This window comes from Kitasatospora gansuensis (genome assembly GCF_014203705.1).
GTDB lineage: Bacteria > Actinomycetota > Actinomycetes > Streptomycetales > Streptomycetaceae > Kitasatospora > Kitasatospora gansuensis.
In genome coordinates this window covers 6,049,851-6,073,996 of sequence record NZ_JACHJR010000001.1, presented here as the reverse complement: position 1 = coordinate 6,073,996, position 24,146 = coordinate 6,049,851, and the positions used below count along the sequence as shown (strand labels likewise).

Annotated in this window: 26 protein-coding genes; 14 read left to right on the top strand and 12 right to left on the bottom strand. The window is 71.2% G+C overall.

The window, feature by feature from the left end; translation table 11 throughout:
• Window positions 1-7: 7 nt before the first annotated feature.
• The 3 genes from qcrA (at window position 8) to F4556_RS27445 (ending at window position 3,179) form a co-directional block, all read left to right on the top strand.
• Complete coding sequence (qcrA, locus tag F4556_RS27455; RefSeq protein ID WP_376775804.1) at window positions 8-1,063, top strand: cytochrome bc1 complex Rieske iron-sulfur subunit; 1,056 nt, start codon at window positions 8-10, stop codon at window positions 1,061-1,063.
• Entirely contained in the window at window positions 1,060-2,712 is a 1,653-nt protein-coding gene (gene qcrB / locus F4556_RS27450; RefSeq protein WP_184920636.1) for a cytochrome bc1 complex cytochrome b subunit, read from the top strand. The genes qcrA and qcrB overlap by 4 nt, the downstream gene beginning before the upstream one ends.
• A 71-nt stretch (window positions 2,713-2,783) precedes the next feature.
• Window positions 2,784-3,179: a GntR family transcriptional regulator gene (locus F4556_RS27445; RefSeq protein ID WP_184920634.1), complete on the top strand. Its 396-nt coding sequence runs from the start codon at window positions 2,784-2,786 to the stop codon at window positions 3,177-3,179.
• Between the two features lie 7 nt (window positions 3,180-3,186).
• On the opposite strand, the gene F4556_RS27440 is transcribed toward F4556_RS27445, so the two are convergent.
• The 4 genes from F4556_RS27440 to ctaC form a co-directional block, all read right to left on the bottom strand.
• The gene (locus F4556_RS27440; RefSeq protein WP_313068699.1) at window positions 3,187-4,434 is read right to left on the bottom strand and encodes a L,D-transpeptidase; all 1,248 of its coding nucleotides are present in this window, start codon (window positions 4,432-4,434) and stop codon (window positions 3,187-3,189) included.
• A 182-nt stretch (window positions 4,435-4,616) separates the two neighbouring features.
• The gene (locus tag F4556_RS27435) at window positions 4,617-5,033 is read right to left on the bottom strand and encodes a cytochrome c oxidase subunit 4 (RefSeq protein ID WP_184920632.1); all 417 of its coding nucleotides are present in this window, start codon (window positions 5,031-5,033) and stop codon (window positions 4,617-4,619) included.
• Window positions 5,033-6,814 carry an aa3-type cytochrome oxidase subunit I gene (gene ctaD / locus F4556_RS27430; protein ID WP_184920630.1) on the bottom strand — a complete coding sequence of 594 codons (1,782 nt, stop codon included), beginning with the start codon at window positions 6,812-6,814 and terminating at the stop codon, window positions 5,033-5,035. Before ctaD ends, F4556_RS27435 begins: the two co-directional genes overlap by 1 nt.
• Window positions 6,811-7,662 carry an aa3-type cytochrome oxidase subunit II gene (gene ctaC / locus F4556_RS27425; RefSeq protein ID WP_184920628.1) on the bottom strand — a complete coding sequence of 284 codons (852 nt, stop codon included), beginning with the start codon at window positions 7,660-7,662 and terminating at the stop codon, window positions 6,811-6,813. The genes ctaD and ctaC overlap by 4 nt, the downstream gene beginning before the upstream one ends.
• A gap of 342 nt (window positions 7,663-8,004) precedes the next feature.
• Between ctaC and F4556_RS27420 the strand changes: the two genes are divergently transcribed.
• Window positions 8,005-9,390, top strand: a complete 1,386-nt coding sequence (locus F4556_RS27420) for a cysteine desulfurase/sulfurtransferase TusA family protein (protein WP_184920626.1) — start codon at window positions 8,005-8,007, stop codon at window positions 9,388-9,390.
• A 160-nt stretch (window positions 9,391-9,550) separates the two neighbouring features.
• Here the strand turns inward: F4556_RS27420 and F4556_RS27415 are convergent, their stop codons facing one another.
• Window positions 9,551-10,528 (bottom strand): carbohydrate kinase family protein, encoded by a 978-nt coding sequence (locus F4556_RS27415; protein WP_184920624.1) that lies wholly within the window; start codon window positions 10,526-10,528, stop codon window positions 9,551-9,553.
• A 242-nt stretch (window positions 10,529-10,770) separates the two neighbouring features.
• On the opposite strand from F4556_RS27415, the gene F4556_RS27410 reads away from it, so the two are divergent.
• Together F4556_RS27410 and F4556_RS27405 are read left to right on the top strand one after the other, a co-directional pair.
• The gene (locus F4556_RS27410; RefSeq protein WP_184920622.1) at window positions 10,771-10,989 is read left to right on the top strand and encodes a hypothetical protein; all 219 of its coding nucleotides are present in this window, start codon (window positions 10,771-10,773) and stop codon (window positions 10,987-10,989) included.
• Window positions 10,990-11,075: 86 nt separating this feature from the next.
• Entirely contained in the window at window positions 11,076-11,636 is a 561-nt protein-coding gene (locus F4556_RS27405) for a hypothetical protein (protein ID WP_184920621.1), read from the top strand.
• Between the two features lie 53 nt (window positions 11,637-11,689).
• Here the strand turns inward: F4556_RS27405 and erpA are convergent, their stop codons facing one another.
• Window positions 11,690-12,043, bottom strand: a complete 354-nt coding sequence (erpA, locus tag F4556_RS27400) for an iron-sulfur cluster insertion protein ErpA (RefSeq protein ID WP_057232998.1) — start codon at window positions 12,041-12,043, stop codon at window positions 11,690-11,692.
• 212 nt (window positions 12,044-12,255) lie between these two features.
• Between erpA and F4556_RS27395 the strand changes: the two genes are divergently transcribed.
• Entirely contained in the window at window positions 12,256-13,128 is an 873-nt protein-coding gene (locus F4556_RS27395) for a GNAT family N-acetyltransferase (protein WP_184920618.1), read from the top strand.
• Entirely contained in the window at window positions 13,125-13,772 is a 648-nt protein-coding gene (locus F4556_RS27390; RefSeq protein ID WP_184920616.1) for a (2Fe-2S)-binding protein, read from the top strand. Before F4556_RS27395 ends, F4556_RS27390 begins: the two co-directional genes overlap by 4 nt.
• On the opposite strand, the gene F4556_RS27385 is transcribed toward F4556_RS27390, so the two are convergent.
• The 3 genes from F4556_RS27385 to F4556_RS27375 all read right to left on the bottom strand — a co-directional run bounded on the left by F4556_RS27385 (window position 13,769) and on the right by F4556_RS27375 (window position 16,813).
• Window positions 13,769-15,130 (bottom strand): pyridoxal phosphate-dependent decarboxylase family protein, encoded by a 1,362-nt coding sequence (locus tag F4556_RS27385; RefSeq protein WP_184920614.1) that lies wholly within the window; start codon window positions 15,128-15,130, stop codon window positions 13,769-13,771. The genes F4556_RS27390 and F4556_RS27385 overlap by 4 nt on opposite strands.
• 188 nt (window positions 15,131-15,318) lie before the next feature.
• Window positions 15,319-15,783, bottom strand: coding sequence for an Lrp/AsnC family transcriptional regulator (locus F4556_RS27380; protein WP_184920606.1), 465 nt, complete (start codon window positions 15,781-15,783; stop codon window positions 15,319-15,321).
• A 103-nt stretch (window positions 15,784-15,886) separates the two neighbouring features.
• The gene (locus F4556_RS27375) at window positions 15,887-16,813 is read right to left on the bottom strand and encodes an NADP-dependent oxidoreductase (RefSeq protein ID WP_184920604.1); all 927 of its coding nucleotides are present in this window, start codon (window positions 16,811-16,813) and stop codon (window positions 15,887-15,889) included.
• A gap of 175 nt (window positions 16,814-16,988) precedes the next feature.
• Between F4556_RS27375 and nadA the strand changes: the two genes are divergently transcribed.
• On the top strand, window positions 16,989-18,170 hold the full coding sequence (nadA, locus tag F4556_RS27370; RefSeq protein ID WP_184920602.1) for a quinolinate synthase NadA: 1,182 nt from the start codon (window positions 16,989-16,991) through the stop codon (window positions 18,168-18,170).
• A 60-nt stretch (window positions 18,171-18,230) separates the two neighbouring features.
• On the opposite strand, the gene pspAA is transcribed toward nadA, so the two are convergent.
• A complete protein-coding gene (gene pspAA / locus F4556_RS27365; RefSeq protein WP_184920600.1) occupies window positions 18,231-18,524 on the bottom strand; it encodes a PspA-associated protein PspAA in 294 nt (97 codons plus the stop codon).
• 25 nt (window positions 18,525-18,549) lie between these two features.
• Window positions 18,550-19,332, bottom strand: a complete 783-nt coding sequence (locus tag F4556_RS27360) for a PspA/IM30 family protein (RefSeq protein ID WP_184920598.1) — start codon at window positions 19,330-19,332, stop codon at window positions 18,550-18,552.
• 274 nt (window positions 19,333-19,606) lie between these two features.
• On the opposite strand from F4556_RS27360, the gene F4556_RS27355 reads away from it, so the two are divergent.
• Entirely contained in the window at window positions 19,607-20,203 is a 597-nt protein-coding gene (locus F4556_RS27355; RefSeq protein WP_184920596.1) for a DUF3043 domain-containing protein, read from the top strand.
• 92 nt (window positions 20,204-20,295) lie between these two features.
• Window positions 20,296-21,084, top strand: coding sequence for a class I SAM-dependent methyltransferase (locus F4556_RS27350; protein WP_184925247.1), 789 nt, complete (start codon window positions 20,296-20,298; stop codon window positions 21,082-21,084).
• Between the two features lie 168 nt (window positions 21,085-21,252).
• Here the strand turns inward: F4556_RS27350 and F4556_RS27345 are convergent, their stop codons facing one another.
• On the bottom strand, window positions 21,253-21,453 hold the full coding sequence (locus tag F4556_RS27345; RefSeq protein WP_184920593.1) for a hypothetical protein: 201 nt from the start codon (window positions 21,451-21,453) through the stop codon (window positions 21,253-21,255).
• Window positions 21,454-21,540: 87 nt separating this feature from the next.
• Between F4556_RS27345 and cobU the strand changes: the two genes are divergently transcribed.
• The 3 genes from cobU to F4556_RS27330 all read left to right on the top strand — a co-directional run bounded on the left by cobU (window position 21,541) and on the right by F4556_RS27330 (window position 24,141).
• Complete coding sequence (gene cobU / locus F4556_RS27340; protein WP_184920591.1) at window positions 21,541-22,101, top strand: bifunctional adenosylcobinamide kinase/adenosylcobinamide-phosphate guanylyltransferase; 561 nt, start codon at window positions 21,541-21,543, stop codon at window positions 22,099-22,101.
• Window positions 22,102-22,112: 11 nt separating this feature from the next.
• Window positions 22,113-23,237, top strand: coding sequence for a nicotinate-nucleotide--dimethylbenzimidazole phosphoribosyltransferase (locus F4556_RS27335; protein WP_184920589.1), 1,125 nt, complete (start codon window positions 22,113-22,115; stop codon window positions 23,235-23,237).
• A 145-nt stretch (window positions 23,238-23,382) separates the two neighbouring features.
• Entirely contained in the window at window positions 23,383-24,141 is a 759-nt protein-coding gene (locus tag F4556_RS27330) for an adenosylcobinamide-GDP ribazoletransferase (RefSeq protein WP_184925244.1), read from the top strand.
• The last annotated feature ends 5 nt before the right edge of the window (window positions 24,142-24,146 follow it).

The window sequence follows — 24,146 nt, the reverse complement described above, 5'->3', positions numbered from 1 at the left end:
CGACAACATGTCCAAGGACACCCTGCCGGAGTCGCACGACTCCCACGGCACCGAGGTCGCCGCACACGGTGACCCGTTCGCCGACCCGGGCCTGCCGGCCCACGAGCCGCGTCGCACCGACATCGACGAGCGGGCCGCCAAGCGGGCCGAGCGTCAGGTCTCGCTGCTCTTCATCCTGTCGATGCTGTCGACGGTCGGGTTCATCGCGTCCTTCGTGATCTTCCCGATCGACAAGATCGTCTACATCTTCCCGATCGGTCACGTCAGCGCGCTGAACTTCTCGCTCGGCCTGACCCTCGGGGTGGCGCTCTTCTGCATCGGCGCGGGCGCGGTCCACTGGGCCCGCACCCTGATGTCGGACCACGAGCTGCCGGCCGAGCGCCACGCGATCGAGGCCGACGACGAGGTCCGCGCGGACGTCATCGAGCAGTTCAAGACCGGCGCCGCCGAGTCCGGCTTCGGCCGCCGCAAGATGATCCGCAACACCCTGATCGGGTCGATGGCCCTGGTGCCGCTCTCCGGTGTGGTGCTGCTCCGCGACCTCGGGCCGCTGCCCGAGGACAAGCTGGAGCACACCGGCTGGAAGGAGGCCACCAAGGCCAAGCCGATCCAGCTGATCAACATGAACACCAACGAGCCGATGAAGCCCGAGGACATCGTGGTCGGCTCGCTGAGCTTCGCGAAGCCCGAGGGTCTGGAGGAGGACTCGCACGAGTTCCAGGTCCAGATCGCCAAGGACGCCCTGATGCTGATCCGGATCGCTCCGGAGGACATCAAGGACAAGGAGTCCCGGGACAAGGGCTTCGAGGGCATCCTCGCCTACTCGAAGATCTGCACCCACGTCGGCTGCCCGATCAGCCTCTACGAGCAGCAGACCCACCACGCGCTCTGCCCCTGCCACCAGTCGACCTTCGACCTGGCGGACGGCGCCCGCGTCATCTTCGGCCCGGCCGGTCACCCGCTGCCGCAGCTGAAGATCACTGTTGACGAAAAGGGCTACCTGGTCGCCACCGGCGACTTCGACGAGCCCGTTGGCCCGAGTTACTGGGAGCGCAGCCGATGACCGCGAGCAGCACCAAGGGTGCCGCAAAGCCGGCCAGCACCCGTGCCAAGCCCGCCAACAAGGCGGAGTCGGCCGCGGACTGGGTGGACGGCCGTCTCGGCCTCTACACCCTGGCCAAGGCCAACCTGCGGAAGATCTTCCCGGACCACTGGTCCTTCATGCTCGGTGAGATCTGCCTCTACACCTTCATCATCATCATCCTGACCGGCGTCTACCTGACGCTGTTCTTCACCCCGAGCATGGGCGAGACCGTGTACCACGGCTCGTACGCCCCGCTCCAGGGCATCAGGATGTCGGAGGCGTACGCCTCCACGCTGGACATCTCGTTCGAGGTCCGCGGCGGTCTGCTGATCCGTCAGATCCACCACTGGGCCGCGCTGGTGTTCGTCGCCGCGATGCTCGTGCACATGATGCGCGTGTTCTTCACCGGCGCGTTCCGCAAGCCGCGCGAGGTCAACTGGCTGTTCGGCTTCCTGCTGCTGTTCCTGGGCATGTTCGACGGCTTCATGGGCTACTCGCTCCCGGACGACCTGCTCTCCGGTACGGGTATCCGCTTCATGGAGGGCGCGGTCCTGGCCGTGCCGCTGGTCGGCACCTACCTGCAGATGTTCCTGTTCGGCGGGGAGTTCCCCGGCACCGACATCGTGCCGCGGTTCTTCACCATCCACGTGCTGCTGATCCCGGGCGTCATGCTGGGCCTGCTGGTGGCCCACCTGATCCTGGTCTTCTACCACAAGCACACCCAGTGGGCGGGCCCGGGCAAGACCGAGAAGAACGTCGTCGGCATGCCGCTGATGCCGGTCTACATGGCCAAGGCCGGTGGCTTCTTCTTCCTGGTCTTCGGCATCATCTCGGCCGTCTCGGCGATCGCGACCATCAACCCGATCTGGGCGTACGGTCCGTACCGCCCCGACCAGGTCTCCACCGACGCGCAGCCCGACTGGTACATGGGCTTCTCCGAGGGTCTGATCCGCATCATGCCGGGCTGGGAGATCGGCCTCTGGGGCCACACCCTGAACCTGGGTGTGTTCATCCCGCTGATGATCTTCCCGCTGGTGCTGGTGGCCATCGCGGTCTACCCGTTCATCGAGAGCTGGGTGACCGGCGACAAGCGCGAGCACCACATCCTGGACCGCCCGCGCAACGCCCCGGTCCGCACCGGTCTCGGCGCGGCCTGGATCAGCCTCTACCTGGTCCTGCTGGTCGGCGGTGGCAACGACCTGTTCGCCACCCACCTGCACCTCTCGCTGAACGACATCACGTACTTCGTGCGGGTCGGGTTCTTCGTGGTGCCGGTGATCACCTTCTTCGTCACCAAGCGCTGGTGCCTCGGCCTCCAGCGCCGCGACAAGGACAAGGTGCTGCACGGTCGCGAGACCGGCGTCATCAAGCGCCTGCCGCACGGTGAGTTCGTCGAGGTGCACGCCCAGCTGCCCGCGGGCAAGCTGCACACCATCACCGCGCACGAGCAGCCCAAGCCGATCGAGCTGCCGGACGAGGTCGACGAGAACGGCGTCAAGCGCAAGGTCGGCGTCCTCGCCAAGACCCGCGCGAAGCTCTCCCAGGGCTTCTACGGCGAGGGGAACCAGATCCCCAAGCCCACCGCCGAGGAGCACCACGAGATCACCAGCGGCCACGGCCACCACTGATTCTCGTACCCGCCACAGCCGATGGCCCCCCACCGTTCACGGTGGGGGGCCATCGGCCTTCCTGCGGCAGAATGACGGGTAACGAACCGTCAGGAGATCCCGTGCAGCTGTCCGTCGACCACGACGCCGCCACTCCCCCGTACGAGCAGGTCCGGGCCCAGATCGCCGACCAGGCGCGGAGCGGGGCACTGCCCGCCGGACTCAAGCTCCCCACCGTCCGGGCCCTCGCCGAGGAACTCGGCCTGGCCGCCAACACGGTGGCCCGCGCCTACCGCGAACTCGAGGCCGACGGCGTGGTCGAGACCCACGGCCGCCGCGGCACCCTGATCGCCGCCACCGGCGACACCGCCCACCGCCTCGCCGCCGCGGCCGCCACCGACTACGCGGAACGCGCCGCCCGCCTCGGCCTCAGCCACGCCGACGCCCTGGCCGCGGTCACCACGGCCCTGGGTGTCGCGTACCGCTGAGGGTTCGTCAATCAAGCAGCGGAGCGTTCCCGGTCGCCTGCATCCCCAAGGCGCCCGCCGTGGAGACCGGTTGGCCCAGCGCGGAGTGCTGGAGCCACTCGGCCCAGGGGATGTTCCAGTCGCCGAAGCCGTTGCCGAAGTGCTCCATGCCGGCGCCCTTGCTGTTGACCACCTGGACCAGGTCGCCGATCCGGGTCTGGTCGTAGAACCACTTGGCGTTCTCGGTGCTCATCCCGGTGCAGCCGTGGCTGACGTTCTCGACGCCCTGGGAGCCGACCGACCACGGGGCGGCGTGCACGTACTCGCCGCTCCAGGTCACCCGGGTGGCCCACTTCACCTCGAGGTCGTACGCCTCGGTGCTGCCCTCCCGGATGCCGATCGACTCGCCGTTCATCCGGACCTGGGACTCCTGGCCCAGCACCACCTTGATGCCGTTGCGGGTGGCGAAGCCGGGCTTGCCGGTGGTGACCGGGATGGACCTGACCTCCTCGCCGTTGCGACGGTACGTCAGGTGGTGCGAGGCGGCGTCCACCACCACCTCGACCCGGTCGCCGGTCCGCAGTGAGCGGCTGACCGCCTCGCCGCCGTACAGGCCGTCGGCGACCGGTACGCCCTGCAGGTCGTAGGCCAGCCGGATCTTCGCGTTGGCCGGCCAGTACTCCTTCGGCCGGAAGTGCAGGTTCTTGTCGTCCACCCAGTACCAGGCGCCGGTCACGGCGGGCTCGGAGGCCACCGTCAGGCCCCGTTCGACCTCCTGACGCCCCGCAGGGTCCTTGACCGCCTCGGAGAGCTGTACGGTGAGCGGCTGGCCCACGCCGTAGACGCCGCTGCCGGAGGAGTCGGGGCCGAGCTCGGCGGTGAGCAGGTGCTGGGCGGCCACCGTGCCGAACGAGCTGCTGGTCTCCCCCCGGCCGCCCCGGCCGTCGTCCGCGGCGACCCGCACCGCGTACCGGGTGCCCGCCTTGAGCCGGCCCGTGCTCCGCCAGCTCTTCAGGTCCGCGGCCAGCTGCCCGGCCACCACCCGGCCGTCCGCCCCGGTGACGGTGACGTCGGTGAGGTGGCCGCCCTGGTCGGCGGTGACGGTGAGCGGCTTCGCCGGGTCCACCTCGCCACTGGCCGAGGTGTGCACCAGCCCGCTCACGTCCGCCGGTTCGACGGTCTCCACAGCGGCCGGGGCGCTCCCGGAGGAGCAGCCGACCACCGGCCCCAACAGCAGCAGTGCAGCCGTCAGCGCGACTCCGTGCCTGGTCCTCACGGCTGCCTCCCTGGTTCCGACGACCTATCAGATCGTAAGAACAGTCAGCCCCGAGCGGCCCGCGCCCGCAGTCCCGGTTGACCCGAGCGGGTGAGCGGGCCACCCGGAGGGCCGCAAAACGCGAGCGGCCGGACACCCCGTCAGGGATGCCCGGCCGCTCGGTACGGCGGGTGCGGGGGAACCTACTGGTTCTGGTCCTCACCGCGGTAGAACTCGAAGACCCAGCCGAACAGGCCGATCAGGATGATCGGGATCGACCAGTACAGCAGCCACCAGCCGAAGATGACGCCCATGAACGCGAGCGCGCCACCGATCGCCAGCGAGAGCGGCTGCCAGCTGTGCGGGGCGAAGAAGCCCAGCTCGCCGGCGTCGTCCGCGACCTCGGCCTCGGGGTTGTCACCCGCGCCGGTGTCGACCCGCTTGGCGGTGTAGGCCAGGTAGTAACCGACCATCGCGCACAGGCCGAAGGCGAGGAAGAGCGCCGTGGTGCCGGCGGCCTCCACACCGTGCTCGGAGTGGTTGGTCCACACCCCGTAGGTGATGGCCATCGCCAGGATGAAGACGGCGAAGCCCAGGAAGATCTTGCCCTGTTCCTTCATCAGGCGTCCCCGTCCTTCTTCGGGCCCTTGCCCAGCTGCGGAGCGTCGTACTTCGCCGGGGTGACACCCTCGAAGTGCTTCGCCGGCTCACCGTGGTACTCGAGGTAGTCGAGCGCGGCGATGTCCGGGTGGTGCAGGTCGAACGCCGGGGATTCCGAACGGATCCGGGGCAGGGTGAGGAAGTTGTGCCGCGGCGGCGGGCAGGCGGTCGCCCACTCCAGCGAACGGCCGTAGCCCCACGGGTCGTCGACCTCGATCTTCTCGCCGTACTTCGCGGTCTTCCAGACGTTGTAGAGGAACGGCAGGATCGACAGACCGAGCAGGAACGACGCGATGGTCGAGATGGTGTTCAGCGTGGTGAAGCCGTCCGAGGCCAGGTAGTCGGCGTAGCGGCGGGGCATGCCCTCCGCGCCGAGCCAGTGCTGGACCAGGAAGGTGCCGTGGAAGCCGATGAACAGCGTCCAGAAGGTGATCTTGCCAAGGCGCTCGTCGAGCATCTTGCCGGTCATCTTCGGCCACCAGAAGTGGAAGCCGGCGAACATCGCGAACACCACGGTGCCGAACACCACGTAGTGGAAGTGCGCCACCACGAAGTAGGAGTCCGAGACGTGGAAGTCGATCGGCGGGGAGGCGAGCAGAACACCCGTCAGACCACCGAACAGGAAGGTCACCAGGAAGCCGACCGTCCAGAGCATCGGGGTCTCGAAGCTCAGCGAGCCCTTCCACATGGTGCCGACCCAGTTGAAGAACTTCACCCCGGTCGGGACCGCGATCAGGAAGGTCATGAACGAGAAGAACGGCAGCAGGACCTGTCCCGTGACGTACATGTGGTGCGCCCACACCGTGACCGACAGACCGGCGATCGCGATGGTGGCCGCGATCAGGCCGGAGTAGCCGAACATCGGCTTGCGGCTGAAGACCGGGATGATCTCCGAGACGATGCCGAAGAACGGCAGCGCGATGATGTACACCTCGGGGTGACCGAAGAACCAGAACAGGTGCTGCCAGAGCAGCGCCCCGCCGTTGGCCGGGTCGAAGACGTGCGCCCCGAACTTCCGGTCCGCCTCGAGGGCGAACAGCGCGGCCGCGAGGACCGGGAAGGCCAGCAGCACCAGCACGGCGGTCAGCAGGACGTTCCAGACGAAGATCGACATCCGGAACATCGTCATGCCGGGGGCGCGCATGCAGATGATGGTGGTGATGAAGTTGACCGAACCGAGGATCGTGCCGAAGCCGGAGAAGGCCAGACCCATGATCCACATGTCGGCGCCGATGCCCGGCGAACGGACCGCGTCCGACAGCGGGGAGTAGGCGAACCAGCCGAAGTCGGCCGCACCCTGCGGGGTGAGGAAGCCGGCCACCGCGATGATCGAGCCGAACAGGTACAGCCAGTAGGCGAACATGTTCAGTCGCGGGAAGGCGACGTCGGGTGCGCCGATCTGGAGCGGCATGATCCAGTTCGCGAAACCGGCGAAGAGCGGCGTCGCGAACATCAGCAGCATGATCGTGCCGTGCATGGTGAACGCCTGGTTGAACTGCTCGTTCGAGAGGATCTGCGTCCCCGGACGAGCCAGCTCGGCGCGCATCACCAGCGCGAGCACACCACCGATCAGGAAGAACGCGAACGACGTCCCCAGGTACAGGGTGCCGATCGTCTTGTGGTCGGTGGTGGTCAGCCACTTGATGATGGTGGACCCGGGCTTCCGGGTCGACTCAGCACCGGCCGTGACCGTGGCCCCGGCAGCCCCGCCGGCGGCGGCGGGCTCGTTGAGGATAGTCACTTCTCACTTCCCATGGTGGTGATGCCCGAGGGCACCGCGCCCTTCTGGCCCTTGGCCCGAAGCTCCGCCAGGTGCTTGTCGTACTCCGCCCGGTCCACGACCTTGACGTTGAACAGCATCCGCGAGTGGTCCACACCACAGAGCTCCGCGCACTTACCGCGGAAGGTGCCGTACGAGGTCGGGGTGACCTCGAACTTGTTCACCACGCCCGGGACGACGTCCTGCTTCATCAGGAAGTTGACCGGCCAGAAGTCGTGGATGACGTCCCGCGAGGTGAGGCGGAACTGCACCGTCTCGTTGATCGGCAGGTAGAGCGTCGGCGGCTCGGCCGGGGTGCCGACCTCGTACGCGGCCTGGGTGTTGGCCGGGTCCGGGTTCTCGGTGTTCTCGTAGTTGAACGCCCAGCTCCACTGGAAGCCGACCACGTTGATCATGTGGTCCGGCTTGGCGGAGGTCTGGGTCAACCGGGCCTCGTCACGTGCGACGAAGTAGAAGAGCACCGAGACGATGACGAGGGGGACCGCGGTGTACAACGCCTCGATCGGCAGGTTGTACCGGGTCTGCGGGGGGACCTCCACCTTGGTGCGGCTGCGGCGGTGGAAGATCACACTCCAGATGATCAGACCCCACATCAGTGCGCCGACCACCAGAGCCGCGATCCACGAGCCCTGCCACATCCGGAGGACCATCGGGCCCTCGGCGGTGACGGGGCTGGGGAGGCCAAGCCTGGGAAGCTTATTGGCCGAGCAGCCGGTGGCGGTCGCGATGACGAGGCCCAGTGCCAGCGCCTGAGGCAGCTTCCGCCGCATCGTGCGCCGCGGCGAGCGGTCGGAGCCGTTGGGACTCACGTAGCGCCTTCCCGAAGTCTCGCCCGGGATCGCGTCGCCCCCGGGAGTCGCTGTGCGCCTCCCCGGCGACCCGGCCACGGGCACGGTTTGAATGCTTATGCGGGCCAAACGCTACTGCATCCTTATGCGGCACTCACGAGCAGCCCCCGGTAACGCGCCGCCCGGCTACCCGATCAGCCCCCGAAGGAGTGGAGTCGCAGGTCAATGCAGCCGTTCGAGGTTCGCACGAACCCCCGGACGACGGCCCCTGGACACGCGGGTGACGGACCGTCGGGCAGCCGGCCGGGTGCCCACGAACCCTCACAAAAGGGGTGCCGCCTGACGGTCAGTAGGCTGTGGTTCGTGTCCTACTTCGACGTGGCCTCCACTGCACCGCTGCACCCCGTCGCCCGGCAGGCGCTGACCGCCGCCCTGGACGAGGGCTGGGCCGACCCCGCCCGGCTGTACCGCTCCGGGCGGCAGGCCCGGATGCTGCTCGACGCCGCCCGGGAGACCGTCGCCGAGGTGCTCGGCTGCCGCGCCGACGAGGTCTCCTTCACCGCGAGCGGCACCCAGGCCGTCCAGTTGGGGATGCTCGGTGCACTGACCGGCCGCCGCCGGACGGGCCGTCACCTGGTCCATTCGGCCGTCGAGCACTCCAGCGTGCTGCACACCGCCGAACGGGTGGCGGCGGACGGCGGCAGCGTCTCGGTCGCCCCGGTGGACCGCCAGGGGCGGGTCACCGCCCCGGAGTTCGCCGCCCTGCTCCGGGACGACACCGCGCTGGCCGTGCTGCAGTCCGCCAACCACGAGGTCGGCACCCTCCAGCCGGTCGAGGAGACCGCCGCCCTGCTCGGCGACGTCCCGCTCCTGGTGGACGCCGCCCAGTCGGCCGGTCGGCTCCCGGTCCCCGCCGGCTGGTCCCTGCTCACCGCCAGCGCCCACAAGTGGGGCGGCCCCGCCGGGGTCGGCGTCCTCGCCGTCCGCAAGGGCGTCCGGTACGCCTCGCCGCTGCCCGCCGACGAACGGGAGAGCGGCCGGGTCCCGGGCTACGTCAACGTCCCCGCCATCGTCGCGGCCGCCGCCTCACTGCGCGCCGTCCGGGCCGAGGCCGAGACCGAGAACGCCCGGCTGCACGCCCTGGTGGACCGGATCCGCCGTCAGGTGCCGCAGCTGGTCCCCGAGGTGGAGGTGGTCGGCGACCCCGTCCACCGGCTCCCCCACCTGGTCACCTTCTCCTGCCTCTACGTCGACGGCGAGGTCCTGCTCACCGAACTCGACCGGGAAGGCTTCGCGGTCTCCTCCGGCTCCTCCTGCACGTCCAGCACCCTGACACCCAGCCACGTGCTGGCCGCGATGGGCGTACTGACCGAGGGAAACATCCGGATCTCGCTGCCCCCCGGCACCCCCGAAGCGGACATCACCCGCTTCCTCGACCTGCTCCCCCGCCTGGTCGCCGACGTCCGGGCCCCCCTCGGCCTCGACCTCCCCGCCCCGGCCGGCACCACGGACACCCTGGTCCTCGACATGCTCGGCAAACGCTGCCCCCTGCCGGTCATCGAACTCGCCAAGCGCATCACCGAAGTCCCGATCGGCGGCACCGTCGTGGTCCTCGCCGACGACGCAGCCGCCCGCCTCGACATCCCCGCCTGGTGCGACATGCGGTCGCAGACCTACGCCGGCGAAGCTCTCCCGACCGACTACGGCTTCACCCACGGCACGGCGTACTTGATCACTCGCACTGCATAGGCACACGCCAGGGGCTCGGGGAACTGCGACGCCGACCTCGTAAAAGGTGATCCGTGCGTAGCGGGCCAGGCACTTTCGCAGTGACCCGCACGCCAGATCTCGTCGCCCACGCGGCGGAGCCGCACATCAGCAGAGCCCCGAGCCCCTGGACCGTAAATGGTTACGCGGTCAGCTTGCTGCGGACCTCGGCCGCCGCTTCATCCCCGTACGCCACCGCGAACCGCTCCAGGAACGCCCCGTGCCGCAGCTCGTACTCCTGCGTGCCGACGGTCTCGATCACCAGCGTGGCCAGCATGCAGCCGATCTGCGCCGACCGCTCCAGCCCGAGCCCCCACGAGATACCCGCCAGGAAGCCGGCCCGGAAGCCGTCGCCCACGCCCGTCGGGTCGGCCTTGCGCTCCTCGACCGGGCAGCCGACCGTGACGTCGGGCTCGCCGGCCCGCTGGATCCGGACACCCTTGGCGCCGAGGGTGGTGACCCGGGTGCCGACCCGGCCGAGGATCTCCTCGCCGCTCCAGCCGGTCTTGCTCTCGATCAGTGCGGCCTCGTACTCGTTGGTGAACAGGTACGTGGCGCCGTCCACGATCTCCCGGATGTCCTCGCCCTCGAGCCGGGCGAGCTGCTGCGAGGGGTCGGCCGCGAAGGCGTAGCCACGGGTGCGGCACTCCTGGGTGTGCCGGACCATCGCCTGCGGGTCGTCCGCACCGATCAGCACCAGGTCGAGGCCGCCGACCCGGTCGTGGATCGGCTTGAGCTCGATGTTGCGGGCCTCGGACATCGCACCGGTGTAGAACGAGGCGATCTGGTTGTGGTCCAGGTCCGTGGTGCACATGAAGCGCGCGGTGTGCGCGGTCTCCGAGATGTGCACGGAGCCGGTGTCGACACCGTTGCGCTCCAGCCAACTGCGGTACTCCTCGAAGTCCGCGCCGGCCGCGCCGACCAGGATCGGGCGCAGGCCGAGCACGCCCATGCCGAAGGCGATGTTCGGGGCGACCCCGCCGCGGCGGATGTCGAGGGTGTCCACCAGGAACGAGAGCGAGACCGTGTGCAGCTGCTCGGCGACCAACTGGTCGGCGAAACGGCCCGGGAAGGTCGTCAGGTGGTCGGTGGCGATCGAGCCGGCGACGGCGATGCGCACTGGGTCTCCTCAGGTGGCCGGGCGAGGGGCCGGAACAACGGTGAAATTGACGCTCCCACGGTACCGGCCCGGCCGCGGCCCGCCCACCGTGCCTCCGGATTCACCCCGCGGAGTACTACCGCGCGGTAGCTCTGGCCGGAGGCCGGGGCCCGATCTAGGGTCGGGGATACCGGGGCCGGAACAGCCGCCCCGTCCTGGTCCGTGACGTTGTCGTCACGGCCCGCCGATCGGAGCGAAGACCGATGATGCCGAACCGGCCGACCCTGCGCGTCCCTGCCGCCCTCAAGGGTGAAGTGGACGCCGACTCCCTTGACGCACTGGTGAGTTCGTCCCGGCGGATGGAGGTCTTCTGGCCCACCCACGCCGTCCCGGCCGAGCCGGCCCACGCCGCCCCCGCCGGCGTCTCGGTGCCCTCCCGGACGCGCCGCCTGGTGGCCGGGATGTCGGAGTACGGCGCCTGACGGAACCGGATTCCTCCCGGACACGTCAGATCCGCACAGCGCCGCTGCGGTGGCGGAGTGCTGAGCCCTCGGGAGGAACACGCACCATGGACCAGAAGACCGCAGCCACCCCACTCCGGCGGGCCGTCGGCGCCGCCGTGTTGCTGCTCGCCCTCGGCACCGCCACCGCCTGCGGGTCCGCGACCTCCGGCCCGGCCGCCGCCTCGCCGAGCGCCTCGGCCGCGAGCCCGTCCGCGAGCCCGTCCAACCTGGCCCCCCTGCCGGCCGACCCGCCGAAGCCGTCCGCCGAACCGACCCCGGCCGAGACCAGGCCGGGCATCGCGGTCGGCGAGCCCGACCCGTCCGGCAGGCTGGCGGGCAGCCAGTACCGGGTGGACGGCCTGCGGCTGTCCGTGACCTTCTACGGCGGGATCTGCGAGAAGTACGGCCTCAAGCTGGACGAGTCCAAGCCCGGCACCGTGCTGGCCAAGGTCGTCGTGACCGAGCCGCAGAAGGCCGGCATGGAGTGCGCCGCGCTGGCCAAGCAGCAGGAGGTGTCGGCCGACCTGAAGAGCCAGTTGGGCGGCCGGACGGTCTTCGACCAGAACACCAAGCAGGAGATCCCCCGCTCCCAGGGCCCCGACCCGGTCGGCGGCCCCCAGCACTGAGCACCGGGCATGCGAAAGGCCCCCGCCGTGGCGGGGGCCTTTCGCGGTACCGCTTAGCTGAACGAGTCGCCGCAGGCGCAGGAGCCGGTGGCGTTCGGGTTGTCGATCGTGAAGCCCTGCTTCTCGATGGTGTCGACGAAGTCGACGGTCGCGCCGCCGAGGTAGGGGGCGCTCATCCGGTCGGTCACGACCTTGACGCCGTTGAAGTCCTTCACGACGTCGCCGTCGAGCGAACGCTCGTCGAAGAAGAGCTGGTAGCGCAGGCCCGAGCAGCCACCGGGCTGCACGGCGACGCGCAGCGCGAGGTCGTCGCGGCCTTCCTGGTCCAGCAGCCCCTTGACCTTGGCCGCGGCGGCATCGGAGAGGAGCAGACCACTCTCGACGGTGGTCTCGTCCTGGACGCTCATCTGTGTACTCCCGGTCTGTGACGACGATCTGCCGCCAGTACCAACCAGCGGCCACCCGGATTCATTTCCCGGGCGGTGTTCTTCTGAGGTTCTCTGCGGGGCGTGGTACCCACTCCCCCACGCACCCATGCTCGCACACCGGGAGAGCGTGGTCATCGTCCGATCCTGCCAAACCGGCCGTCCGGGACCCGCCGCGACGGCAGGATGAAGGGGTGATCATTCGTCAGCTCCAGGACACCCCTGCCGACGCCGCGGCCGTCGAATCGGTCAGCCGGGCGGCCTTCCGCGATCCGGCCGACGGGGGCGACGGCCCGCCGCCCGCCCCCGCCCAGCTGGTCCGGGAGCTGGCCAGGACGGTGCACGCGATCCAACACGACCAGCCGGGCTGCTGGATCGCCGAGCAGGACGGCGAGGCGGTCGGGGTGGCCCTCTCGATGCGGCGGGAGGGGCTGTGGCTGCTGTCACTTTTCGCCGTGCTGCCGAGCGCCCAGAACCAGGGCGTCGGCCGGCTGCTGCTGGAGCAGGCCGGCACGTACGGCCGGGGGTGCCTGCGCGGGATGCTCTGTGCCTCGCCGTCCCCCGCCGCCGCCCGCCGCTACCGGCGGGCCGGTTTCACCCTGCACCCGACCATCCGGCTGACCGGGACGGTGGACCGGGCGGGGCTGATCGACCCGGGTGACATCCCGGTGCACCCGGGCAATCCGACCCACCGTCATCTGCTGGACTCGGTCGACCGCCGGGTCCGGGGCTCGGCCCACGGGGTGGACCATGACTTCATGCTGGCCCACTACGACGAACTGCTGATCGCCGACACCCTGGCGGGCAGCGGCTACTGCTACCGCACCGGCGGCGCGGTGAAGCTGCTGGCCGCCACCTCCAAGCGGATCGCCACCCGGCTGCTGCGCGAGGCGCTGGCCCGTACACCGGACGGGGCGGAGGTGGTGATCGACTGCCTGACCGCCGAGCAGGAGTGGGCGGTGGACGTCGGCCTGGAGGTCGGCCTCTCGCTCTCCACCGAGGGCTACCTCGCGGTACGCGGGATGCGGCCGCCCGCCCCGTACATCCCCAACCCGGCGTTCTTGTGACGGGCGGCGGTGAGGCGCTGCGCCGGGCGGCCGCCGTCGGTCCGTTCTTCGCCACCGTCGAGGGCCCGCTGCCGGACGGCTTCCGGCCGATCGCCGAGCTGTCCGCGCCGGAGTTCTGGCGGCGCCGGATCGCCGAGGTCGGCGAACGCCTCGGTACGGCCGAGCCCCGGGTGGCCGCCTCGGTGGCGCAGCTCGGGGTGGCCGCCCGGCTCTGGTCGGTGGCGCTGGGTACGGCCGTCCTGGGCGGGGCGGTACCGGACTTCGACCGCTCGTACTGGCGGCTGCCGGAGGGCGGTTCGCTGGAGCTCTGGGTGCCGGGGGCGGTGGTTCCCGACGGCCCGTTGGCGGCGGCGCTGCACCGGACGGTGGTGGAGCGCCGGCTGACGCCGCTGGCGGCGGGGATCCGCGCGGTGACGCCCGTCGCCGAGGGCCTGCTCCGGGGCAACGCGGCCTCGGCACTGGCGGGCGCGGTACGGGTGCTGGGCGCCGGGCGGGAGCTGGCCGCCGAGCTGCTGGACCGGCCCCCGCTGCGGGGCGCGCTCACCGCGACGGGACGCCGGACCAGCTGCTGTCTGTACTACCGGGCGCCGGGGGCGGGCCTGTGCGGAGACTGCGTCTTCGACCGCCCGCCCCGGCGGCTCTAGGCCATCGTGGCGAGGATCTCCTCGACCATCTCCATCGTCGTGCCGGGGTGCAGGAAGGCGAACCGGGCCACCGTCTCCCCGTCCCAGCCGGTCGGGGTGACGAAGCCGATCTGGTCGGCCAGCAGCTGCTGGGACCAGCGGTAGTAGTCCTGCTGGGTCCAGCCGGTGCGGCGGAAACAGACCGCGGAGAGCTGAGGCTCCATCAGGAGCTCCAGGTGCTCGGTGCGCTCGATCAGCGCGGCGGTGTCCCTGGCCAGCGTCAGGCCGGTCTCGATCGCGTCGGTGTACGCCTGGGTGCCGTGCACGGCCAGCGAGAACCAGAGCGGCAGGCCCCGGGCCCGGCGGGTCAGGTGGTAGGCGTAGTCGGTGGGGTTCCACTCGTCGCCCTCGGTGTGCAGCACGTCCAGGTAGGAGGCGTCCTGGGTGTGCACGGCGCGGGCCAGCTGCGGGTTGCGGTAGATCAGCGCGGCGCAGTCGAACGGCGCGAACAGCCACTTGTGCGGGTCCACCACGAACGAGTCGGCGTGCTCGATGCCGTTGTAGCGCTCCCGGACGGACGGGGCGAACAGCCCGGCCCCGCCGTACGCGCCGTCCACATGGAACCACATGCCGCGCTCGCGGGTGACCTCGGAGATGCCCGCCAGGTCGTCGACGATGCCCTCGTTGGTGGTGCCCGCGGTGCCGACGGCGGCGATCACGGTCTCGGGGTTCGGGTCGGCGGCCAGCGCCGCGCGCAGGGCCTCGCCGGTGAAGCGGCGGTCGACCGCGGGGACCTTGAAGGCCTCGACGCCGATGATGTTGAAGGTGTTCTTGACCGAGGAGTGCACCTGGTCGCAGACCGCGATCCGCAGCTTGGCGTCCGGGCCGAGCCGCCGCCGGGCGGTGTCCCGGGCGACCACCAGCGCGGACAGGTTGCCCGCCGAGCCACCGGAGACGAAGGTGCCGCCCGCCGTCTCGGGCAGGCCGGCCCGGTCCGCTATCAGGCGCAGCACCTGGTTCTCGGCGGCGATCGCGCCGGCCGCCTCCAGCCAGGAGATGCCCTGCAGCGAGGCGCAGGAGACCACCATGTCGAAGAGCAGCGCGGCCTTGGTGGGGGCGCACGGGATGAAGGACAGGTAGCGCGGGCTGTCGGCGGAGATCACCGCGCGGGACAGCTCGTGGTCGTACAGCTTGAGCACGTCGGCCGGGTCGTTGCCGTTCGCGTTCAGCAGACCGGCCAGCTGGGCCTTCAGGTGCTCGCCGTCCCCGGGGTGGTCCAGCGGCACGGGGTCGTACTGCAGCCGCTCCCGCATGTAGTTGAACACCAGGTCGACCAGCTCGTTGTCGGGCCGGTGCATGCGGTCGGGGGCTGCGGACATGGCTGTCCCTCTCACTGAGTGGGTGTCATGGGAGGCCCGGGGCTGGTGGGGCCGGCCGGACATGATCAGCCTAGGCAGCGGGAGCGCGCCCGCGCGCGTCGGAACGCGGCGGTACGGGTCCGATTCGAGCGTGTTCGAGCGGGTCGGCGCAGCTTTCCTGCGTCACCCGGCCGACTGCTCCGGACGGGTCAGCCGATCAGCCGGGAGAGCACCACGGAGCTGCGGCTGCGCTGGACGCCGGGCTCCTTGCGGATCCGTTCGATGACCGCCTCCAGGTGCCGGGTGTCGACGGCGCGCAGGTGCACCAGCGCGTCCGGGTCACCGGTCACCGTCCAGGCCGCCACCACCTCGGGGAACTGCCGCAGGCTGGCCAGGATCTCCTCGGGCGCGGTCCGCTCCCGGCAGTACACCTCGACGAACGCCTCGGTCTGCCAGCCCAGCACGTCGGGGTCCAGCACGACGGTGAACCCCCGGACCACCCCCCGGGCCCGGAGCCGGTCGATCCGGCGCCGGACGGCGGTCGCGGAGAGGTTGGCGAGCAGCCCGATCTCGGCGTACGAGGCCCGCCCGTCCCGGCTCAGGTGGGCCAGCAGCAGGCGGTCGGTCTCGTCCAGGGATGCCCCGCCCGGTTCTGACGGTCTGTTGGTGCTCATGGGGGAGGCTCTCCACTGGAAGAAACGAAACGCCGCACCATTTTGCACCCTCCGAGGCCCTGGGCAGATCCCGCGGTTGCACTGCCCAGGGGCTCACGCGGTGTCAGTCGACCAGTAGAACGATCTTTCCCCTGGTCCGCCCCTCCGCGTTCAACGCCTGGGCGCTGGCCGCCTGGGAGAGCGGGAAGGTGGAGGCGACCGGGACGGTCAGCAGACCGGCGTCGGCGAGGCGGGCCAGTTCGGTGAGGTCGGCGGCGTCGGGGCGGACCCAGACGTAGTGGCCGCCCCTGGCGACGACGCCGTAGTCGGCGACGGAGGCGATCCGGTCGGGGTGCCTGACCAGGCCGGCGGAGACCTCGACCGCGTCGCCGCCGACCAGGTCGAGTGCGGCGTCCACCCCTTCGGGGACGAGCGCCCTGACCCGGTCGGCCAGCCCGTCCCCGTACGCGACCGGTTCGGCGCCGAGGGACCGTAGGAAGGCGTGGTTGCGTTCGCTCGCGGTGCCGATCACCCGGGCGCCGAGGGCGCGGGCGAGCTGGACCGCGAGCACCCCCACTCCCCCGGCGGCGGCGTGCACCAGCACGGTCTCGCCGGCTTTCACCGCGAGCGCCTTGACCAGCGACTGATAGGCCGTCAGTCCGGCCAGCGGCAGCCCGCCGGCCTGGGCCCAGTCGAGGGCGGCGGGCTTTAGGGCCAGCGTGCGGATCGGGGCGGCGACCAGTTCGGCGTACGTGCCGTGTTCGACGGCGTCCTTGCGGACGTAGCCGATCACCTCGTCGCCGGGGCGGAACTCGGTCACCCCGCCGCCGACGGCCTGCACCACGCCGGCCATGTCCCAGCCCATGATCAGCGGGAAGTGCGCGTCGATGATGCCGTCCAGGTACCCCTGCCGGATCTTCCAGTCGACCGGGTTGACCCCGGCGGCCTTCACCCGGACCAGGACGGAGTCGGGTCCCACCTTGGGGTCGGGGAGCTCGGTGTACTCGACGACCTCGGGGCCGCCGTACTGCCTGATCGCGATTGCCTTCATGGCCGGTAGCAAACCCGAAGGGGCCGGGAACACACCGCAGCGGCACGCGGTTCTCGTCACATCGACACGTTGGCCATCGTCAGAGTGACGCGAACGGGTTATCATAGATAGCGTCAGATAGACGAAAAGGCATGGCCCCAGCTCAGAGCTCCGCCGCACAGGAGGGCACCCGCCCGTGACCACCACCACCGAGACCTACGGCGTCGACCCCACCCCGACGCCGCTCGCTCTGCTGCTGCTCGGCCGCGAGGCCGACCCGAACAGCGAGCGCGGCGTCGAGTGCCCCGGCGACCTGCCGCCCGCCTCCGACCCCGACCTGGTCGAGCGCGCCCGCGCGGCCAAGGCCGCCCTGGGAGACCGGGTCTTCATCCTCGGTCACCACTACCAGCGCGACGAGGTGATCGAGTTCGCCGACGTGACCGGCGACTCGTTCAAGCTGGCCCGCGACGCCGCCAACAAGCCCGAGGCCGAGTACATCGTCTTCTGCGGCGTGCACTTCATGGCCGAGTCGGCCGACATCCTCACCAGCAGCGCCCAGCAGGTCATCCTGCCGGACCTGGCGGCCGGCTGTTCGATGGCCGACATGGCCACCGCCGAGCAGGTCGCCGAGTGCTGGGACGTGCTCACCGAGGCCGGCATAGCCGACGTGACCGTCCCGGTCTCGTACATGAACTCCTCCGCCGACATCAAGGCCTTCACCGGCAAGCACGGCGGCACCATCTGCACCTCCTCGAACGCCGAGCGCGCGCTCACCTGGGCGTACGAGCAGGGCGAGAAGGTGCTCTTCCTGCCGGACCAGCACCTCGGCCGGAACACCGCCGTCCGCGACCTGGGCCTCTCGCTGGACGACTGCGTGCTCTACAACCCGCACAAGCCGAACGGCGGCCTGACCGTCGAGCAGCTGCGGAACGCCAAGATGATCCTCTGGCGCGGCCACTGCTCGGTGCACGGCCGGTTCACCATCGACTCGGTGAACGACGTCCGGGCCCGGATCCCCGGCGTGAACGTGCTGGTGCACCCGGAGTGCAAGTACGAGGTGGTCGACGCGGCCGACCTGGTCGGCTCGACCGAGTACATCATCAAGGCGCTGGACGCGGCCGAGCCCGGCTCCAAGTGGGCCATCGGCACCGAGCTCAACCTGGTCCGCCGGCTGGCCAAGGCGCACCCGGACAAGGAGGTCGTCTTCCTGGACCGGGCCGTCTGCTTCTGCTCCACCATGAACCGGATCGACCTGCCGCACCTGGTCTGGGCACTGGAGTCGCTGGTCGACGGCCGGGTGCCGAACGTGATCACCGTGGACCCGGAGGTCGCCAAGTACTCCAAGGCCGCGCTGGACCGAATGCTGGCCCTGCCGTAACCCCGCACGGAACACGACGAAGGGCGGGCCCCCTGGTGGGGGCCCGCCCTTCGTCGTCAGTCACTCCGGCAGACCGGGGATCAGCCCGTCGCCCTCGTCCCGCAGCAGTGCCCGGACCTCGTCCAGCGTCGCCTCCGGATCCGGCAGGATCAGGTCGGACGGCTCCAGGGAGTCGTCCGGCAGTGGTGTGCCGTACTCCTTGACCGCGTCGAGCAGACTGCCGAGCGCCGCCCGGAAGTGCTGCTCGTCCCCCGACTCGAGTGCGGCGAGGAGTTCGTCGTCCAGCTGGTTGAGCCGGTTGAGGTGGCTCTCGGCCACCTGGAACTGGCCCTCGCCCATGACCCGCATGATCATGCCGGTGGTCTCCCTGCGTCGGGGGTTACTTGTTGTAGTTGATCGTGGGAGGAGTGTCCTGCTTGCCCTGCTCGATCGCCTGCTGGGGCGCCGGCGAACCGCCGGTCAGCTCGGCCTTCATCCGGGCCAGCTCCAGCTCGACGTCGCTGCCGCCGGCCACCCGCTCCAGCTCGGCCTCGATGTCGTCCTTGCGGCCGAGACCGCTGGCGTCGTCGAGCGCGCCGGAGGCCAGCAGCTCGTCGATCGCGCCGGCCCTGGCCTGCATCTGCGCGGTCTTGTCCTCGGCCCGCTGGATCGCCAGGCCGACGTCGCCCATCTCCTCGGAGATCCCCGAGAAGGACTCCGCGATCCGGGTCTGCGCCTGGGCCGCGGTGTAGGTGGCCTTGATGGTCTCCTTCTTGGTGCGGAAGGCGTCCACCTTGGCCTGCAGCCGCTGGGAGGCGAGCGTGAGCTTCTCCTCCTCGGCCTGGAGCTGCTGGTACTGCACCTCCAGATCGGTGATCTGGGACTGCATGTTGGCCTTGCGGGTCAGCGCCTCCCGGGCCAGGTCCTCGCGGCCGAGCGAGAGCGCCTTGCGGCCCTGGTCCTCGTACTTGGCGGACTGCTGCTGCAGCTGGGTGAGCTGGAGCTCCAGCCGCTTGCGCGAGGTGGCCACGTCGGCGACGCCCCTGCGCACCTTCTGCAGCAGTTCGAGCTGCTTCTGGTAGGAGTAGTCGAGCGTCTCGCGGGGGTCCTCCGCGCGGTCCAGGGCCTTGTTCGCCTTGGAGCGGAAAATCAGCCCCATACGCTTCATGATTCCGTCGCTCATGGGCCTCGGGTGCCCCCTTCTCGGGCCTGCGGTTCCGACTCGTACTGGACAGGATCGAGTCTATGCGCGGCGGCGTCCTCGCCGCAGTGCTCCTGCCTGCAACAAGCCTGCTACAGCCGAAACGCCCCGGCCTCATCCCCTGGGTGGAGACGACCCCTGACCATGATCCACCGAAGCCCCGGTGAACGCCTAGGGGACACTCCGAGGGCATTCGATATGTGTTTGGGTCCTAGGGCACACCGATTTGCCGGGAGTGACCACGTACGCTGGTGGTGTGTTCCGACGCCGCTCAGACGATGCCTCCTCCTCCGCCACCGCGCTGGCCGAGCAGGACGACAACCTGCCCCGTGACCCGCAGGCCCCCAAGGGCCGGCCCACCCCCAAGCGCAGCGAGGCCGAGGCCCACCGCCGCACCCGGGTGACGGTCCCCAAGGACCGCAAGGAGGCCGCCAAGCAGTCCCGCGAGCGGATGCGCTCCGAGCGGGAGAAGCAGCGCACCGCGCTGCTGGAGGGCGACGAGCGCTACCTCCCGGCCCGTGACAAGGGCCCGGTGCGCCGCTTCGCCCGTGACTACGTGGACTCCCGCTGGTCGCTGGCCGAGTTCTTCCTGCCGTACGCGGTGCTCGTGCTGGTCCTCAGCGTGGTCCCGTCGAACCTGCTGAAGCTGGCCTCCACGCTGCTCTTCCTGCTGTTCTTCGTGCTGGTGATCGCCGACTTCCTGCGCCTCGGCTTCGGCCTGCGCAAGGCGCTCGCGACCAACTTCCCGGGGCAGAACGCCAAGGGCGCGGTGCCGTACGGCCTGATGCGCACGCTCCAGATGCGCCGCCTGCGGCTGCCGAAGCCCCAGGTCAAGCGGGGCGAGAAGCCCTGACCGCCGAGCCCGTGCAGCAGCCGCCCTGGGCCCAGCCCTGGACGGCTGAGGGCTGGTCCGGGGGCCACGGCCTGCCCGGACAGGGCGCCGGGATGCACGACCGGCTGCCCACCCGGGGTTCACTGCCCACCGCGGCCACCTGGCTGGAGCGGCAGGGCGGGCTCCGCACGCTGGTCCGGCAGGAGCTGGTGGCCCGTCAGCTCGCCGGGCAGCTCGCCGGGCTGACCGGGCTGCGGGTGCTGGACGTCGGCTGCGGCCAGGGCACCCAGGCGCTCCGGCTGGCCCGGGCCGGCCACCTGGTCACCGGCCTCGACCCGGACCCGGTGACGCTCGGCGCCGCGCAGGCCGCGCTGGCCGCCGAACCGCAGCAGGTCCGCGAGCGGGTCCAGCTGCTGGGCGGCGACTGCCACCAGGTCGGGCGCTGGTTCGGCCCGCGCAGCTTCGACGTGGTGCTCTGCCACGGGGTGCTGATGTACCTCTCCGACCCGGACCCGATGCTCGCCTCGCTGGCCCGCCTGCTGGCGCCGGGCGGCGTGCTCTCGCTGGTGGTCCGCAACGCCGACGCGCTGGCCATGCGCCCCGGGCTGAACGGCGACTGGCGCACCACCCTGGACGCCTTCGACACCACCCGGTACACCAACCGGCTCGGCCTGACCGCCCGCGCCGACCGGCTGGCCGACCTGACCACCACGCTGGCCGAGATCGCCGTCCCGCTGCGCTGCTGGTACGGGGTGCGGGTCTTCACCGACACCACCCCGGACCACGAGGCCCCGGTGGACGGCCGCCAGCTGGCCCAGCTGCTGGACGCCGAGGAGCGCGCCGGTCAGCAGGATCCGTACCGTCAGGTCGCGGCCCTGCTGCACCTGGTCGGCGCGAAGTAACGCGGGCCCTCCGGGGGTTGGGGGGTGGAAGAAGGAGCGGCGTTGGGGTGCGTGCCTCGGCGGTGCCGAGGAGGGAGCCTGATACAGCGCATCGGCGACCGACGAGAAGCCGGTGAGGTGCGTGCCCCAGCGTCGCGACGCCGCCCCCCAACCCCCGGAGGGCCCAGCTCAGCCCTCCTGCAGGCTCATCGTGTAGATCACCTTGCCGTCGTCCAGCAGGACGACCTGCTCGATGCCCTTGGCCAGCAGGTCCTTCCACTCCTCGCCGATCCAGGACTCGGCGTCCCCCTGCCCGGGGAACTCCTCCTGCTCGCCCGGCTGCTGGACGAGGGTGCCGTCCGCCTTCTCGTACCGCCACGTCCAGACCATGCCCGGCTCCTCGCTTCTCGGTTCTGCTGCGCAGGTTAGCGTGCCCGCCCCGGAGCGCCCCATGCCTCGTGGGGGAGGATGGGCGGCATGGCACTCCCCCGCACCCTGATCCTCGGCGGCGCCCGCTCGGGCAAGTCCACCCGGGCCGAGCAGCTGCTCGTCCCGTACGAGGACGTCCTGTACGTGGCCACCAGCGGCACCCGGGACGGCGACCAGGACTGGGCCCGGCGGGTCGAACTGCACCGGGAGCGGCGGCCGGTGACCTGGCGCACCGCGGAGACCTGCGACCTGGAGGCGGTGCTGGCGGACCGGACCGACCCGGCGCCGGTGCTGATCGACTGCCTGGCGCTCTGGCTGACCGCCGTGCTGGACGAGTGCGGGGCCTGGGACGACTCCGCCTGGTACGAGGGCGCGGAGACGGCGGTGCAGCAGCGCTGCGACGCGCTGGCGGCGGCCTGGCGGGTGACCGGCCGTCAGGTGATCGCGGTGAGCAACGAGGTGGGGATGGGCGTGGTCCCGGCCACCGCCGCCGGACGGCGGTTCCGGGACACCCTGGGGCGGCTGAACATGGCGGTCGCGGACGCCTCCGAGCAGGTCCTGCTGGTGGTCGCGGGGCAGGTGCTGACCGTCAAACCCACTGGCGTGTAGCCTTCCAGACGATGGACACCACCGTGGATCTCGACACTTTCTCCTCGCTCGTGGAGCGCCCTGACGAGAGCGCTCGCCGGGCCGGCGAGGAGCGCTGGCAGCAGCTCGACAAGCCGCGCGGCGGCCTCGGGCAGCTGGAGGAACTGGGCAGCTGGCTCGCCTCGGTGCAGGGCAGCTCGCCGGTCCGGCCGCTGACCGCCGCCAAGGTGGTGCTGTTCGCGGCGGACCACGGGATCGCCGCGGTCGGCGTCTCCGAGCTGCCCGCCCAGGGCGGCACCGCCCGCCGGGTGCACGCGGTGCTGGACGGCACCGCCCCGGTGGCCGTGCTGGCCCGCCGGTACGGCGCCGGGCTGCGGGTGGTGGACGTCGGGGTGGACGCCGACCCCCACGAGTTCCCGGCCGAGGTCAGCCGCTTCCGGGTGCGCCGCGGCTCCGGCCGGATCGACCTGGCGGACGCGCTCACCGAGGCCGAGGCGATCAAGGCGTTCCGGGCCGGGATGGCGGTGGCCGACGAGGAGGCCGACGCCGGGACCGACCTGGTGGTGCTGGGCGACCTCGGGGTCGGCTCCACTACCGTGGCCGCCGTCCTGGTCGGCGCGCTCTGCGGGACCGACGCCGCGGCCGTCACCGGCCGGGGTTCGGGCATCGACGACCGCACCTGGATGGTCAAGTGCGCGGCCGTCCGTGACTCGCTGCGCCGGGCCCGCCCGGTGCTCGGCGACCAGCTCGCGCTGCTCGCCGCCGTCGGCGGCGCGGACTTCGCCGCCATCACCGGCTTCCTGCTCCAGTCCGCCGCCCGCAAGCTGCCGGTGGTGCTGGACGGCGTGGTCTCGGCCGCCTGCGCGCTGGTCGCCCAGCGGATCGCCTTCCGGGCCCCCGAGTGGTGGCGGGCCGGGCAGTCCACCGGCGAACCCGCCCAGGCGAAGGCGTACGACCGGCTGACCCTGACGCCCGTTCAGGGCCTGGCCATCTCGATGGGCGAGGGCGTCGGCGCCCTGCTCGCGCTGCCGCTGCTGCAGGCCGCCGCCGACACCCTGGCCGAGCCCTCGGACGTACCGGCGATGACCGTGGCCGAGCGCGGCCCGGTCGAGCCGCCCCGGCTGCCGACCGCCGCCGAACTGCTCAACCGGGGCTGAGCCCCTCCGGCCATTGGTGGGCGGATGAAGGAGCGGCGTTGGGGTGCGTGCCTCGGCGGCGCCGAGGAGGAAGTCCATGCGGAGCATCGGCGACCGACGAGAAGCCGGCGAGGTGCGTGCCCCGGCGACGCGACGCCGCCCACCAATGGCCGGAGGGGCTGATTTGCTGGACGGGCTGCGGTTCGCCTTCGGCACGCTCTCGGTGCTGCGGGTCCGGGTCGACCGCTGGGACCGGGAGACCGGTGGGCGGGCGATGCTGGCCGCCCCGGTGGTCGGGCTGGTGCTCGGGGCGGTCGCGGCCGGCGCGGGTGCGCTGCTCGCCTGGCGCGGTGGGCCGCTGCTCGGGGCGGTGGCGGCGGTGGCCGTCCTGGCCGGGCTGACCCGCGGGCTGCACCTGGACGGCCTGGCGGACGTCGCGGACGGGCTCGGCAGCGGGAAACCGGCCGAGGACGCGCTGCGGATCATGAAGCAGTCGGACATCGGCCCGTTCGGCGTACTGACGCTGCTGCTGGTGCTGCTGGCTCAGATCGCCGCACTGGCCGGGGAGTTCGCGGTCTCGCTCTGGCGCGGCGCCTTCGCCGTACTGACCGCCGCGCTGGCCGCCCGGTGCGCACTGACCTGGGGCTGCCTGCGCTCCGTCCCGGCCGCCCGGCCGGGCGGGCTCGGCGCGATGGTCGCCGCCACGGTGCGCTGGCCCGCCGCGCTGGGGGTCTCGGCGCTGATGGCGTTCGGGCTGGGCTGGATCTCGCCGTGGCACCCGCTCGCCCTGGCCGTCGGGCTCGGCTGCGGGTGGCTGCTGCTGCGCCGCTGCGTCCGGCGGTTCGGCGGGATCACCGGCGACGTCCTGGGGGCGACGGCGGAGACGGCCGCGACCGGGGCGCTGCTCGCGCTCGCCCTCTCCTGACACCC

Coding starts and splice junctions, on each gene's coding strand:
- qcrA (WP_376775804.1), top strand. CDS start 8: ATGTCCAAGGACACCCTGCCGGAGTCGCACGACTCCCACGGCACCGAG.
- qcrB (WP_184920636.1), top strand. CDS start 1,060: ATGACCGCGAGCAGCACCAAGGGTGCCGCAAAGCCGGCCAGCACCCGT.
- F4556_RS27445 (WP_184920634.1), top strand. CDS start 2,784: ATGACGGGTAACGAACCGTCAGGAGATCCCGTGCAGCTGTCCGTCGAC.
- F4556_RS27435 (WP_184920632.1), bottom strand. CDS start 5,033: ATGAAGGAACAGGGCAAGATCTTCCTGGGCTTCGCCGTCTTCATCCTG.
- F4556_RS27410 (WP_184920622.1), top strand. CDS start 10,771: ATGATGCCGAACCGGCCGACCCTGCGCGTCCCTGCCGCCCTCAAGGGT.
- F4556_RS27405 (WP_184920621.1), top strand. CDS start 11,076: ATGGACCAGAAGACCGCAGCCACCCCACTCCGGCGGGCCGTCGGCGCC.
- erpA (WP_057232998.1), bottom strand. CDS start 12,043: ATGAGCGTCCAGGACGAGACCACCGTCGAGAGTGGTCTGCTCCTCTCC.
- F4556_RS27385 (WP_184920614.1), bottom strand. CDS start 15,130: ATGTCCGCAGCCCCCGACCGCATGCACCGGCCCGACAACGAGCTGGTC.
- F4556_RS27380 (WP_184920606.1), bottom strand. CDS start 15,783: ATGAGCACCAACAGACCGTCAGAACCGGGCGGGGCATCCCTGGACGAG.
- F4556_RS27375 (WP_184920604.1), bottom strand. CDS start 16,813: ATGAAGGCAATCGCGATCAGGCAGTACGGCGGCCCCGAGGTCGTCGAG.
- pspAA (WP_184920600.1), bottom strand. CDS start 18,524: ATGATCATGCGGGTCATGGGCGAGGGCCAGTTCCAGGTGGCCGAGAGC.
- F4556_RS27360 (WP_184920598.1), bottom strand. CDS start 19,332: ATGAGCGACGGAATCATGAAGCGTATGGGGCTGATTTTCCGCTCCAAG.
- F4556_RS27350 (WP_184925247.1), top strand. CDS start 20,296: ATGCACGACCGGCTGCCCACCCGGGGTTCACTGCCCACCGCGGCCACC.
- F4556_RS27345 (WP_184920593.1), bottom strand. CDS start 21,453: ATGGTCTGGACGTGGCGGTACGAGAAGGCGGACGGCACCCTCGTCCAG.
- cobU (WP_184920591.1), top strand. CDS start 21,541: ATGGCACTCCCCCGCACCCTGATCCTCGGCGGCGCCCGCTCGGGCAAG.
- F4556_RS27335 (WP_184920589.1), top strand. CDS start 22,113: ATGGACACCACCGTGGATCTCGACACTTTCTCCTCGCTCGTGGAGCGC.
- F4556_RS27330 (WP_184925244.1), top strand. CDS start 23,383: ATGGCCGGAGGGGCTGATTTGCTGGACGGGCTGCGGTTCGCCTTCGGC.